Genomic DNA, 12,385 nt, shown 5'->3' on the forward strand with positions numbered 1-12,385 from the left:
CGCGAAGGTCGTCCGGTGCGGAAGCCCCCCTCCGTCAGTGCTGCGCACTGCCACCTCCCCGTGCCGGGGAGGATAAGGCTTTACCCCCAACGCGCCGCAAACGCCGCCGCGTCCCAGCCTTCGCGGCTGAGCGCGGCGAGCAAATGGTAGAAGGGCACCATGCCCAGGCCGTGCCCCATCGGCCCGTGGCCCTGGCCCAGCCCCGGTGCGGCGGCCAGCGCGGCCTGGACGAAGGCGATGGCGCGGTCGACCGCATCGGCCAGCGGCAATCCCTGACCCAGACCGGTCGCTATCGCGCTGGCCAGCGTGCAGCCGGTGCCATGGGTCGACGTCGTGTCCCGCCGGGGATGCTGCCAGCGTTGCTCCGCCCCGGACTCGACCAGCCGGTCCTCGATCACCGGGCCTTCGCCATGCCCCCCCTTGACCAGCAGCGCACGCGTCTGGTGCCGCACCATCGCTTCACCGCCCAGCGCGGCCAGTTCGGGCAGGTTGGGCGTGGTCAGCGCGGCCAGGCCCAGGAAACGGCGAAAGGCATCGATCACGTCCGCATCGGCCAGCACCGACCCGCTGGTCGCGATCATCACCGGATCGAACACGACGGGCAGGTCCAGCGCCTCGAGCCGGTCGGCCAGCGCATGGGCGGTCCCGGCCGATCCGATCATGCCGATCTTGACCGCATCCGCGCCGATATCCGCCAGCACGCTGTCGATCTGCGCCATCACCATGTCGGTCGGAACGGGGTGGACCGCCTGCACGCCCAGCGTATTCTGCGCGGTGATCGCGGTGATCGCGGTCATCGGATAGCCGCCCAGCATCGCGACCGTCTTGATATCCGCCTGTATCCCCGCGCCCCCGCCTGAATCGGAACCGGCGACGATCAGGATGCGGGGCGGGGGCGTGGCGCTCATATTTTTGTCATGCCCGGCGGGTCGGTGCCGGGCAAGCGTCACCGCTCGGACCGGCGCGGTGGCCAGCCGCGACGCGGGGCAGGAATGGTCGCGGAAAGAAGCACTTGCCCGCCCCTGGGCGAAGGGCGACTATATGGCCTGTTCGTGACGTTTGGTTTCCGGGCGCCCCAACCCCTTCTCCCATTGCGCCGCGTCATTATTTCGGTCGCGCATCCATCGGCGCGCTTTCGCGTTGCTGCGCCTCGTGGATGATGAGGGAGACCAGAGTTGATCGTCGATGCCGTACCCCGCACTCGAATCATCATCGCCGAGGTTTGGCGTCCGCTGCTGGCGCTGTTCATCTGGGACGTGATCGTCACGGTCGCCTATTATGTCCTGCCGTTCAAGGCACCGTCGCTGCCGCTGACGCTGTTCGGTACGGCGCTGGCGCTGTTCCTGGGGTTCCGCACCAATTCGGCCTATCAGCGCTGGTGGGAGGGGCGGCAGCTCTGGGGCCTGATGATCAACGCCTCGCGCAACATCGCCCGCAGCGCGCGCAACTTCCTGCCCGAACCCGAAGGCCATGACCTGAAGCGCTCGATCGTGCTGCGCCAGATCGCCTATGTGAACGCGCTGCGCTGCCAGTTGCGCAAGCAGCCGGTCGATGGCGAAGTGCTGCGCTTCCTGTCGCAGGGCGAGGCCGAGCCCGCACTCGCGCGGACCAACACCGCCAACGGCCTGCTAGACGGCACTGGCCGCCGCATCGCCGATGCGCAGCGCCGGGGATGGATCGACACCATCCAGCAGTCGCAGATGGAATCGGTGCTGGTCGACATCGCCAATTCGCAAGGCGGCATGGAGCGGTTGAAGAACACGCCGCTGCCCAACCAGTATCGCTTTATCCCGGCCTTCTTCACGCGGCTGTTCTGCGTGCTGCTGCCCATCGGCCTGGTCGAGACGCTGGGTTTTGCGACGCCGGTCGGCTCGTCGATCGCGGGCCTGATGTTCCTGGCCGCGCTGCAGATCGGAGACGATCTGGTCGATCCCTTTTCGGACACCGTCCACGACCTGCCGCTGAGCGCCATGTGCCGGACGATCGAGATCGACCTGCTCCAGGCGATCGGCGACCCCGCGCCCGAACCGATGAAGCCGGTCGACGGGGTGTTGTGGTAAGGACTTTTTGATCCTTCCCGACACGGGGAGGTGGCAGGCCGAAGGCCCGACGGAGGGGGGCTTCGACGCTGGTCGTCCCTTGCGGCACGCCCCCTCCACCAGCCTGCGGCTGGTCCCCCTCCCCGTGCCGGGGAGGATCAATCTTCAAGCCGCGTTGTCGATGCCCAGTTCGCCGAGCTTGCGATAGAGCGTCGAGCGGCCGATCCCCAGCCGTCGGGCGACCTCGGTCATGCGGCCGCGATAATGGCCGATCGCCAGGCGGATGACGTCGGCCTCGATATCCTCCAGCGCGCGGAGATGGCCGTCGGGACGGAACAGGCTGATCCCGCCATTGGGACTGCCCGCCGTCGCGCCCGTCGTGGCGGAGGGGCGATCCCCCAGCGAGGCGATCTGCGGGAAATCGGCGGTGGTCAGCGCATCGCCCTCGCACAGCACGGCGGCGCGGAAGAGGGCGTTCTGCAACTGGCGGACATTGCCCGGCCAGTCGTAACGACGGAGCAGGTCGAGCGCGTCCTCGGTAATGTCGAGCCGCCGCAGGCCCGGCTGCTGCGCGATGCGGTCGAGCAGATGACGGGTCAGCGCGGCGATATCGTCGGCGCGCTCGCGCAGCGGCGGCACCGCGACATGGGTGACGTTCAGCTTGTCATACAGGTCTTCGCGAAACCGCCCGGCCTCGACCGCCTCGACCAGCCGCACGTCGCTGGCGGCGATGATCCGCACATCGACTTCGCGCGCATGGCGGGCGCCCAGCGGCAGGATCGCGCCGGTCTGGAGCATGTCGAGCAGCCGCGCCTGGGTTTCGGGCGGTATTCCCGATACCTCGTCGAGGAACAGCGTCGATCCATGCGCCTCGACCATCTGGCCGATGCGCCGTTCGAACGCGCCCGCAAAGGCACCTTCCTCATGGCCGAAAATCACGCTGTCGAGCAGGTTGGCCGCGATCGTCGAACAGTTGACGCTGACCATCGGCCGCTCGGCCCGGGGCGAGGCGGCGTGGATCGCCATGGCGAGCGATTCCTTGCCGACGCCGCCCTCGCCCTCGATCAGGACGGCGGCGCGGGTGCGCGCGGCCTTGGCGGCGACGGCCAGCGCGGCGCGGAAGTCGGGGGCGTCGCCGACGATCTCGTCAAAGGCGAGAAGGGCGGGAATCTTCTCGGTCAGCGGGCGCAGTTCGCCGCTGGTCTGGCCCGCGACACAGGCCTCCAGCGCGGCGAGCAGCCGTTCGGGGGCCAGCGGCTTGACCAGAAAGTCGGTCGCGCCCGCGCGGATCGCCGCCACCGCCTGCGCCACCGAGTCATTGGCGGTCAGCATCAGGATGGGCAGTTCGGGGCGAAGGGCGTGGCAGTCGGCGATCAGCGCGGTGGCATCTGTGCCCGGCGCCCAATGGTCGATCAGCACGGCGTCGAGTTCCCGCCCCTGCGCCGAGCCCAGGACCGAGGCCGCCATATCGGCGTCCGTCGCGAACAGCGTGCGCCAGCCGCCGCGCTGCGCCAGCGCCGCGATCAGGCGTTGCTGTGCCGGCTCGTCATCGATCAGCAGCAGCAAACGTTGGCCGTTGCGCGTCATAACTTGTCCTGTAACCCCAATTCGCCAACATATAGCGCAACTTTGTTAAAATCTGCGTTAATTCGGGACAATCCCTTTTGCCACAGGCCGGGCCGTGGATCACTTTTGAGATGGCTGGCGCATCGCCCCGGACGCTGCGAGGATCCGAGCCGGTCGTTTCAGGGTTGATCCCGGCGGCCCGTCGAATAAGCTCCCGACAGGTTCATGCGGCGCGGGTCACGGCGGCAGGACGATAGCGGAGGTGAGGATCATGGCGGGCAACGACACCGGCATCAACAACGGCCCCGGCGGCATGAAGGCGCATGTCGCCACCTATGACCTGATGATCGGCATGCTCAAATGGGGTGCGGTGGTCGCCGCCATCCTGGTGGCGATCGTCCTCTGGCTGATCGCCTGATCCGGTGGCGCTGCGCATCGCGGTGCTGCGCGAAACGGCGGCCGATGAGGCTCGAGTCGCCGCCACGCCGGAAACCGTCAGGAAGCTGACCGCACTGGGCGCGACGCTGGCGGTGGAGCGGGGCGCCGGGCTCGGGGCGGGTATCGCCGACAGCGATTATGAACAGGCGGGTGCCCAGGTCGGCGAACGTGGCCAGATTCTGGCGGGGGCGGCGATCGTACTGGCCGTGCAGGCGCCCGACCCCGCGACGCTGGCCGGGACCGCGCCGGACGCCTGGGTGGTCGCGGCGTTCGATCCGTTCCGTCGGGGGGACTTGGTGTCGGCCTATGCGGCGGCGGGGCTGGAGGCGCTGGCGATGGACTGGATGCCGCGCATCACCCGTGCCCAGTCGATGGACATCCTGTCGTCCCAGTCGAACCTGGCGGGTTACAAGGCGGTGCTGGAGGCGGCGAGTGCCTATGGCCGTGCCTTTCCGATGATGATGACCGCGGCGGGGACGATCCCGGCGGCGCGCGTGTTCGTCATGGGCGTGGGCGTCGCGGGGCTGCAGGCGATCGCGACCGCCCGGCGGCTGGGCGCGCAGGTATCGGCGACCGACGTCCGCTCGGCCACGCGCGAGCAGATCCAGTCGCTGGGGGCCAAGCCGATCTTCGTCGAAGGCGTGGCGGGGATCGAGGGCGAAGGCACCGGCGGCTATGCGGGCGAGACGAGCGAGGACTATCGCCGCGCGCAAGCCGAACTGGTCGCCGGGCATATCGCCAAGCAGGATATCGTCATCACCACCGCGCTGATCCCCGGCCGCCCCGCGCCCCGCCTCGTCACCGATGCGCAGATCGCGACGATGCGTCCCGGCAGCGTCATCGTCGATCTGGCGGTCGAGGCGGGCGGCAATGTCGAGGGCGCGGTGCCGGGCGAGATCGTGACGCGGCACGGCGTGGCGATCATCGGCCACCGCAACATGCCCAGCCGTCTGGCCGCTGACGCCTCGGCGCTGTTCGCGCGCAACCTGCACAATTTCCTGGCCGCCTTCTGGGACAAGGACGCCGGGCGACCGGTGCTGGATTCCGAAATCGGCGACGCGATCCGGCTGACCCGCGGTGGCCAGGTGGTGAATCCGAGGTTGCAGTCGTGACGCAAATTCCTCCCCTTGCAGGGGAGGTGGCGCGCGCAGCGCGACGGAGGGGTGTACCCCTCTCGATGGCGCGACACCCCTCCGTCAGGCCTTCGGCCTGCCACCTCCCCTTACAGGGGAGGAATTGAGTGTTGCAGGGGGGCGAAAACGCAGGCACCCAGGCGCGTGGCTTGCGGCAAGCGATGTCAGCGCCGGAAATCACGTTATGGCAGGTCCTTCGCCATCGCCCCGGCGGATTCAAATTCCGGCGCCAGCATCCGTCCGGTCCTTACATCGCGGATTTCTACTGCCACGAGGCGCGCTTGATCATAGAAGTCGACAGCGAAGCCCATAGTCGTGGCGATCGACCGGCTCGCGATGAAGCCAGAGATCGTTGGTTCGCCGAGCGCGGCCTGACCACGCTCCGCATTACGACGACCGATATCCAGAAGAACATCGACGGCGTGACAGTCCATATCCTGACCATCGCCGCCAGCCGCTGTTCCGGGGAGGACTGAAATGGACTTCATAGCGATCCTGTCGATCTTCGTGCTGGCGTGTTTCGTCGGCTATTATGTCGTCTGGTCGGTGACGCCCGCGTTGCACACGCCGTTGATGGCGGTGACCAACGCCATTTCCTCGGTCATCATCGTCGGGGCGCTGATCGCGGCGGCGGCGACGTCGGGCGCGACGGGATCGGGCGTGGCCAAATGGCTGGGGCTGGGGGCGGTGGTGCTGGCCAGCATCAACATCTTCGGCGGCTTTGCGGTGACACAGCGTATGCTCGCCATGTACCGCAAGAAGGAGAAGCGCTCTTGATCGCCCCCGTGCCACCTGCGCCGCTCGTCCCTGCGGTCGAGGCCGTTGCCGCCAATCCGTTCGTCTCGCTCGCCTATCTGGTGGCGGGGGTGTGCTTCATCCTCGCACTGCGCGGGCTGTCCAGCCCGACGACCAGCCTGCGGGGCAATCGCTTCGGCATGATCGGTATGGCGATTGCCGTCGTCACGACGCTGGCGACGCATGTGCCAGTTGCCGGTGGGGTGTCGGATCGAGCCGACCTTTATGGCGAGACACGGGGCTATGATTATCTCGCCATCATCGAAATCCTCGCTGCCATCGGCCTCGGCGCACTGATCGGCATCACCACCGCCCGCCGCATCGCCATGACCGCGATGCCGCAGCTGGTCGCCGCCTTCCACTCGCTGGTCGGCCTGGCCGCCGTCGCGGTCGCCTGTGCCGCCTTCCTGAACCCGGTCGCCTTCGACATCGCCGACATGGTCGTGCCGATGATCGGACAGCCATTCGCCAGCATCCATGTCGTCAGCCGGGTCGAGATGGCGCTGGGCGTCGCGATCGGCGCGATCACCTTCTCCGGCTCGGTCATCGCCTTCCTGAAGCTGAACGGCAATATGGGGGGCAAGCCGATCCTGCTGCCCGGCCGCCATGCGCTGAACGCGGGGCTGCTCGGCGCGATCGTCATCCTGGTGGCCATGTTCACGCGGGACCAGTCGCCCTGGATCTTCTGGACGATCACCATCCTGTCCTTCGCCATCGGCTTCCTGCTGATCGTGCCCATCGGCGGCGCGGATATGCCGGTCGTGGTGTCGATGCTGAACAGCTATTCGGGCTGGGCCGCCGCCGCGATGGGCTTCACGCTGCACAACAGCGCGATGATCATCACCGGCGCGCTGGTCGGCTCATCCGGCGCGATCCTGTCCTATATCATGTGCCGGGCGATGAACCGCAGCTTCATCAGCGTCATTGCGGGCGGCTTCGGCGCGAGCGATGCGGGCGCCAGCGGCGGTGGCGCGGCCATCGATCGCCCGTGGAAGCGCGGCAGCGCCGAGGATGCGGCCTTCCTGATGAGCCAGGCCGAACAGGTCGTCATCGTCCCCGGCTACGGCATGGCGGTGGCGCAGGCGCAGCATGTCCTGCGCGAGATGGGCGACCTGCTGAAGAAGGAAGGCGTGCGCGTCAAATACGCCATCCACCCGGTCGCGGGTCGGATGCCCGGCCACATGAACGTCCTGCTGGCCGAGGCGAACGTGCCCTATGACGAGGTGTTCGAGCTGGAGGACATCAACGCCGAATTCGCCCAGACCGACGTCGCCTTCGTCATCGGCGCCAATGACGTGACCAACCCGGCGGCCAAGACCGACACGTCCTCGCCCATCTACGGCATGCCGGTGCTCGACGTCGAAAAGGCCAAGACGGTGCTGTTCATCAAGCGTTCGATGGGCGGTGTCGGCTATGCGGGCGTCGATAACGAGCTATTTTATCGCGACAACACCATGATGCTTCTGGCGGACGCCAAGAAGATGGTCGAAGAGATCGTCAAGGCACTCGGCTGAGTGTCCGATTCGTAACTGACGTCGACTCCCGGACGTCGGTTGGGGTCGCATCGGTGCATGGGCGAAGGGGCGGGGGCCTCGCGCCGCTCGTACCGTCGCGACCGTGACGATGCACCAGCCCGCATGGCGGGCGGCGGGGGACGAGCGTGGACGAACAGGATCTTTACGGCACCGGCTTTGCGGTCGTGGTGATCGGCGCGCCCGCGCTGGCGCAGGCGGCGGGCGATCTGGTGCGGCAGGCGGGCGGGCGGGTGCTGCGCCATGTCCCCTGGCCCGATGTGGCGGCGGAGATCGGGCAACAGGCGGGGCGGCCGCTGCTGCTGGTCGACACGCACGGCGCGGACGATGCTGCGATGGAGATCGCGCTCGCCCGCATCGACGCGGTCGCCACCGCGCTGGACCTGCCCATCGTGGTCAGCATGGCGACGGGGGATATCGATCTGGTCGCCGCGATGCTGATCGGCCCGCGTGTGGCGATGCTGTGCGACGCCAGCCCGCTGGAACTGGTCGCCGCGCTGGCGGTGGCGGGGGCCAGCCATGGCGGCGCGGCTTTGCTCCACGCCTATGTCCGCGAGGGCGAGTCCGAACGGCTGCGCAAGCTGAACGCCGAGGTCGCGCGCATCGCCGAGGCGCTGGCAAGGCTGTCGGTGCAGGAGGATGAGGACCGGCGCGGCGGCGTCGGCGACCGGCACCAGAGCTTCCACGCCGCCCCGCCGCGCGCCCAGCCGGGCGATGCCGAACGGGTCCGCCGGATGATCCGCGCCCGGCGGCTGCGCGACGGGTTTTTCGAGGGCGGGCTGTTCGAGGAACCGGCCTGGGACATGCTGCTCGACCTCTATGCCGCGCATCTGGAGGGTACGCGCGTGTCGGTGTCCAGCCTGTGCATCGCCGCCGCCGTCGCGCCGACCACCGCGCTGCGCTGGATCGGCAAGATGACCGAGGCGGGGCTGTTCGCGCGCCAGCCCGATCCGGCCGATCGTCGCCGCGCCTTCATGGTGCTGACCGACCGCGCGCTGGAGGGGATGCGGGGGTATCTGAATGCGCTGCGGCGGCTGGAAAATTCCTAGAGCATGATGACATGGGTCTGATCCACCCCTCCCCTTCAGGGGAGGGGACGGGGGTGGGGCGCTTCCGCAAGCACAAAGCCTGGGGTGAAGCCCCACCCCAACCCCTCCCCTGAAGGGGAGTGGGGCAGGCCCGAATCAACCTAACTTCATCCCGCCTAACCCGCCAGCGCCCAGCGGATCGCGCCGCCCAACCGCCGCGTGCCCGCCCGGATCGCCGGTTTGACCGCGCCGTAACCGTCCAGCCCATGCAGACGTGCCGCCCAGTCGGGGAGCAGCGCGATACCCGCCTGGGTCAGCCAGCCGCTGACCGGCGCCAGCGCGGGGCTGGGCGCGGGCTGGTTGAGCAGGGTGCGCGCCACCGCCCGTGTCCGGGCGTCGACGCGCAGTTCGGGGCGGATCGAATCCAGGAAACGCGCCAGTTGCTGCCGGTTCTCGGGCACCTGCCCGGCCCCCAGCCGCCGGGCGATCGTCGCCATCTCGGCCAGATAGCGATCCGCCTCTGCATCGGAAAAGTCCGGATCGCGATAGGTGCGGTGCGCGCGCAGGAAGCTGTCGACCTCGGCGGCATGGACGAAGGTCAGCAGATGCGGATCGTTCGCCGAATAGGGTGTGCCGTCGGGCAGGGTGCCGCTGACCCGATCATGCACCGCCCGCACCCGCGCGATCATCCGCTCGGCCGCCTCGGTCGCGCCATAGGTGGTGACGGAAATGAACCCCGCCGTCCGCCGCAGCCGCCCGGCCATGTCGCGGCGGAAATCGCTATGGTCCCACACGCCCGCCAGCGCGGCGGGGTGCAGCATCTGGGCCAGCAGCGAGGCGATCCCGCCCGCCATCATCGCGGTGAAGTCGCCATGGACGGTCCATGTCGCGGAGCCAGGGCCGAACAGCCCGTCATCCCCCGGCGGCCGGGTCAGGTCGATCGCATGGCTGCCCACCACGTCGCGTATCTGGTCGGCGATCTGGCGGCGGACGGGAAGCATAGGGGCAGAACGCACCGGGCGGCGGGGTGTTGCGTGGGGCCGGATGTTCCAAGTCCCCCCCTCCGTTCGCGCGGAGCGAAGGCGAAGTGCGCGTCCGGCGCTCGTGGCGAGGCTTGTCCCTTGGCCTTCGACCACGCTCAGGCTGAACGAAGTGGGCTGATAATCCCAACACCCGTTCGCACTGAGCGAAGTCGAAGTGCATGCCCCACGCTCGCGGCGAGGTCGGTCCCCTGGCCTTCGACTGCGCTCAGGCTGAACGGGGGTGGGGCTGAGGTGGCTCACCAATCTCCGTTCACGCTGAGCGAAGTCGAAGCGCACGTTCCACCCCTCGCCACGGATGACAGGATTACCCCCGCTTGGCGGCGTCCCAGGCAGCGATTTCTTCGGGAAAGCGCCGCTCCACCACCAGATCGCTCGCCGTTTCGTTCGCCAGGTCGACCGTCACCGACCCCGCCCATTCATAGGTCGCATTGCCCGACAGCGTCACCATCGCGTCCTCGCCCGCAAAGGCGCGGACCAGGCCGCCGCGGTTGAACACCACGGTGGGCACGTCCCAGGCGATCCGCCCGGTCAGGCACGCCGCATAGGTGGATGCGGCCATCGCGCTGCCGCAGCTGTCGGTCAGGCCGACGCCACGCTCGAAGGTGCGCACGAACAGCGACGTCCCGCGCACCTCGACGAAGGACACATTGGCGCGGTTGGGCAGCCAGTCGGGCGCGGCTTCGCAGATTTCGCCCAGGCGGACGAGATCGGCTTCGTCCACCGTCTCGACGAAATGGACGAGATGCGGGTTGGGCATGGTGACGGCGGTGAAGCATTTGTCCGCGTCGAGCATCGGCAGCACCGCCTCGACCAGACGGTCGGGTGCGCCGTGGATCGGCCAGGCGGCGGTCGACAGCCCGGCGGGGCCTGCCGTCTCGCGTACCGTATAGACGCCGGGTGCGAGGTCAGCGTCATGGACCGCATCGGCGTGCGAGGTCTTCAGCCGCACCGTGGCCGCGCCGATCCCCAAAGCCTCGAACCCCGCACGCGCCACGCAGCGTACGCCGTTGAGGCAGGTCTCCGCCTCGCTGCCATCACTGTTGCGCATCACCATGCCGAAAGCGGCGCGATCGTCGCCGGGAACCAGCAGGAGCAGGCCGTCGCCGCCCACCGGCCCGTTCCGGTCGGCCAGCGCGCGCGCGACGCCCGCCCATTCGGCTTCGGTCAGCGACAGGTCGCGGGCGTCGATCATCGGGAAATCGTTGCCCGATCCATGGCATTTGACGAGGCCGAACCGCATCGCGATAACTCCGACTGAACAGGCATCGGCGCTTAGCCCAGACGGACCGGCTTCGCCAGATGTGCGCGAGCGGCGGCATGGCTGGCAGGACGGAAGGGGAAGAGGGGATGATTACCGCGATCCGCGAAGTGCGCCGGGCCAAGGGGATGACCCTGGACGATGTCGCCCGCGCCTGCTCGCCCCCCACCACGCCACAGACGATCGGGCGGCTGGAAATGGGCACGCGCACCGTCTCGCTGCCCTGGCTGAACCGGATCGCCGCCGCACTGGGCTGCACGCCCGCCGATCTGGTGACGCTGCCGATCCGCGAGACCCTGCCGGTCGCCGCGCTGCTCGGTCCGCGCGGCGCCGTGGCGCCGCGCAGCGCGCGTTCGGTGTCGCCGCCCTGCGCGACGCCGGGGATGCTGGCGGTGACGGTCAGCGGCGCGGTCGGCGACTATCGCGCGGGCGATGAGCTCTGGTGCGAACCGCTCGGCCCCGATAGGTTCGCCGATGCCATGAATCGCGATATCCTCGTGCCCCGCGCCGCCGGCGGCTATGTCTTTGCCCGGCTGGCGGGTGTGATGCCCGATACGCTGCGCCTGTTGCCGCTGGAGCCCGGGGCGGCGGGGGTGACGGTGTCCGCACCCGCCTGGATCGCGCGGGTGGCGCGGCTGGTGCGCACGCTGTGATCCGCGCCATCCTGCCGCTGGTCCTGCCGCTGGTCCTGGCGCTGGCGCTGCCCGCCGCCGCACAGCAGCCCGCCGCGCCGACTCCGCCGCCGATCGAAAAGCCCGTGCTGGTCCATGCCTTCCCGCACGACCCGACGGCGTTCACCGAGGGGCTGCTGATCGCCGACGGCACGCTGTACGAAAGCACCGGGCGCGAGGGGGAGAGCGTCATCCGCCAGGTGGATCTGGCGACCGGCAAGACGCTGCGCCGCGCAACCGTGCCCGATGGCCTGTTCGGCGAGGGTATCGTCGCCTGGGGGGGCGAGCTGCGCAGCGTCACCTGGCATGGCGGACGCGGTTTCCGCTGGAGCCGCCCGGCGCTGAAGAAGCTGGGCGAGTGGCGCTATGACGGCGAAGGCTGGGCGATGACCGATGACGGGCATCACATCATCCTGTCGGACGGTACGCCGCGCCTGCGCTTCCTGGACCCCGCCACGATGAAGGTCGCCCGCACGCTGGACGTGACGGTGAACGGACGGCCGCTCCGCAACCTGAACGAGCTGGAATATATCGACGGGCAGGTCTGGGCCAATGTCTGGATGACGCCCTATATCGTGCGGATCGATCCGGCGACGGGTGTGGTCGCGGGTGTGGTCGACCTCGGCGATCTGGTCGCGCGGGTCGGGCTGACCGATCGGGATTCGGTCGCCAACGGCATCGCCTATGACCGGGCCAAGCACCGGATCTTCGTGACCGGCAAGAACTGGCCCGAGCTGTTCGAGATCCGCCTGCCCGGGGCGACGCGCTGATCCCGGTCGATCGGTATCGCCCGGATCGCGGAGCAGCGCGGGGTTGAGCGTGGTGGCGATGGGTCCGCCATTGGTCTCGACCCTTCAGGTCGTGGCGGTCGAAGCGAATCAT

13 protein-coding genes are annotated in these 12,385 nt (G+C 68.8%); 9 read left to right on the forward strand and 4 right to left on the reverse strand.

Going from position 1 to position 12,385, the window contains the following annotated elements; translation table 11 throughout:
• Positions 1 to 80: 80 nt before the first annotated feature.
• Positions 81 to 908, reverse strand: coding sequence for a bifunctional hydroxymethylpyrimidine kinase/phosphomethylpyrimidine kinase (gene thiD, locus SP5_RS05600; RefSeq protein ID WP_042485356.1), 828 nt, complete (start codon positions 906 to 908; stop codon positions 81 to 83).
• Positions 909 to 1,175: 267 nt separating this feature from the next.
• Between thiD and SP5_RS05605 the strand changes: the two genes are divergently transcribed.
• Complete coding sequence (locus tag SP5_RS05605) at positions 1,176 to 2,060, forward strand: bestrophin family protein (protein ID WP_042485359.1); 885 nt, start codon at positions 1,176 to 1,178, stop codon at positions 2,058 to 2,060.
• Between the two features lie 144 nt (positions 2,061 to 2,204).
• On the opposite strand, the gene SP5_RS05610 is transcribed toward SP5_RS05605, so the two are convergent.
• On the reverse strand, positions 2,205 to 3,626 hold the full coding sequence (locus SP5_RS05610) for a sigma-54-dependent transcriptional regulator (protein WP_042485363.1): 1,422 nt from the start codon (positions 3,624 to 3,626) through the stop codon (positions 2,205 to 2,207).
• A 250-nt stretch (positions 3,627 to 3,876) separates the two neighbouring features.
• On the opposite strand from SP5_RS05610, the gene SP5_RS19025 reads away from it, so the two are divergent.
• The 6 genes from SP5_RS19025 (at position 3,877) to SP5_RS05640 (ending at position 8,552) form a co-directional block, all read left to right on the forward strand.
• A complete protein-coding gene (locus SP5_RS19025) occupies positions 3,877 to 4,023 on the forward strand; it encodes an aa3-type cytochrome c oxidase subunit IV (RefSeq protein WP_042485366.1) in 147 nt (48 codons plus the stop codon).
• 10 nt (positions 4,024 to 4,033) lie between these two features.
• A complete protein-coding gene (locus SP5_RS05620; RefSeq protein WP_042485715.1) occupies positions 4,034 to 5,155 on the forward strand; it encodes an NAD(P) transhydrogenase subunit alpha in 1,122 nt (373 codons plus the stop codon).
• Positions 5,156 to 5,283: 128 nt separating this feature from the next.
• Complete coding sequence (locus tag SP5_RS05625) at positions 5,284 to 5,652, forward strand: endonuclease domain-containing protein (protein WP_084220575.1); 369 nt, start codon at positions 5,284 to 5,286, stop codon at positions 5,650 to 5,652.
• 1 nt (position 5,653) lies between these two features.
• Positions 5,654 to 5,953, forward strand: a complete 300-nt coding sequence (locus SP5_RS05630) for a proton-translocating transhydrogenase family protein (RefSeq protein ID WP_042485369.1) — start codon at positions 5,654 to 5,656, stop codon at positions 5,951 to 5,953.
• 8 nt (positions 5,954 to 5,961) lie between these two features.
• The gene (locus SP5_RS05635) at positions 5,962 to 7,485 is read left to right on the forward strand and encodes an NAD(P)(+) transhydrogenase (Re/Si-specific) subunit beta (protein ID WP_042485719.1); all 1,524 of its coding nucleotides are present in this window, start codon (positions 5,962 to 5,964) and stop codon (positions 7,483 to 7,485) included.
• A 146-nt stretch (positions 7,486 to 7,631) separates the two neighbouring features.
• Positions 7,632 to 8,552, forward strand: coding sequence for a winged helix DNA-binding protein (locus SP5_RS05640; protein ID WP_042485371.1), 921 nt, complete (start codon positions 7,632 to 7,634; stop codon positions 8,550 to 8,552).
• 155 nt (positions 8,553 to 8,707) lie between these two features.
• Here SP5_RS05640 and SP5_RS05645 read toward each other — a convergent pair whose 3' ends face one another.
• Both SP5_RS05645 and dapF read right to left on the reverse strand, forming a co-directional pair.
• On the reverse strand, positions 8,708 to 9,532 hold the full coding sequence (locus tag SP5_RS05645) for an oxygenase MpaB family protein (RefSeq protein WP_042485374.1): 825 nt from the start codon (positions 9,530 to 9,532) through the stop codon (positions 8,708 to 8,710).
• A gap of 346 nt (positions 9,533 to 9,878) precedes the next feature.
• Positions 9,879 to 10,814 carry a diaminopimelate epimerase gene (gene dapF, locus SP5_RS05650; protein WP_042485376.1) on the reverse strand — a complete coding sequence of 312 codons (936 nt, stop codon included), beginning with the start codon at positions 10,812 to 10,814 and terminating at the stop codon, positions 9,879 to 9,881.
• A gap of 107 nt (positions 10,815 to 10,921) precedes the next feature.
• Here dapF and SP5_RS05655 point away from each other — a divergent pair, with 107 nt between their 5' ends.
• Both SP5_RS05655 and SP5_RS05660 read left to right on the forward strand, forming a co-directional pair.
• Positions 10,922 to 11,485, forward strand: coding sequence for a helix-turn-helix domain-containing protein (locus tag SP5_RS05655; protein WP_042485379.1), 564 nt, complete (start codon positions 10,922 to 10,924; stop codon positions 11,483 to 11,485).
• Complete coding sequence (locus tag SP5_RS05660; protein WP_369386067.1) at positions 11,482 to 12,273, forward strand: glutaminyl-peptide cyclotransferase; 792 nt, start codon at positions 11,482 to 11,484, stop codon at positions 12,271 to 12,273. Before SP5_RS05655 ends, SP5_RS05660 begins: the two co-directional genes overlap by 4 nt.
• Positions 12,274 to 12,385 lie beyond the last annotated feature (112 nt).

It is taken from the genome of Sphingomonas parapaucimobilis NBRC 15100 (assembly GCF_000787715.1).
GTDB classification, from domain to species: domain Bacteria; phylum Pseudomonadota; class Alphaproteobacteria; order Sphingomonadales; family Sphingomonadaceae; genus Sphingomonas; species Sphingomonas parapaucimobilis.

What these genes read in the sequence shown, in the direction of transcription:
- SP5_RS19025 (WP_042485366.1), top strand. Translation starts at nt 3,877, where the DNA reads ATGGCGGGCAACGACACCGGCATCAACAACGGCCCCGGCGGCATGAAG.
- thiD (WP_042485356.1), bottom strand. Translation starts at nt 908, where the DNA reads ATGAGCGCCACGCCCCCGCCCCGCATCCTGATCGTCGCCGGTTCCGAT.
- SP5_RS05655 (WP_042485379.1), top strand. Translation starts at nt 10,922, where the DNA reads ATGATTACCGCGATCCGCGAAGTGCGCCGGGCCAAGGGGATGACCCTG.
- SP5_RS05645 (WP_042485374.1), bottom strand. Translation starts at nt 9,532, where the DNA reads ATGCTTCCCGTCCGCCGCCAGATCGCCGACCAGATACGCGACGTGGTG.
- SP5_RS05630 (WP_042485369.1), top strand. Translation starts at nt 5,654, where the DNA reads ATGGACTTCATAGCGATCCTGTCGATCTTCGTGCTGGCGTGTTTCGTC.
- dapF (WP_042485376.1), bottom strand. Translation starts at nt 10,814, where the DNA reads ATGCGGTTCGGCCTCGTCAAATGCCATGGATCGGGCAACGATTTCCCG.
- SP5_RS05610 (WP_042485363.1), bottom strand. Translation starts at nt 3,626, where the DNA reads ATGACGCGCAACGGCCAACGTTTGCTGCTGCTGATCGATGACGAGCCG.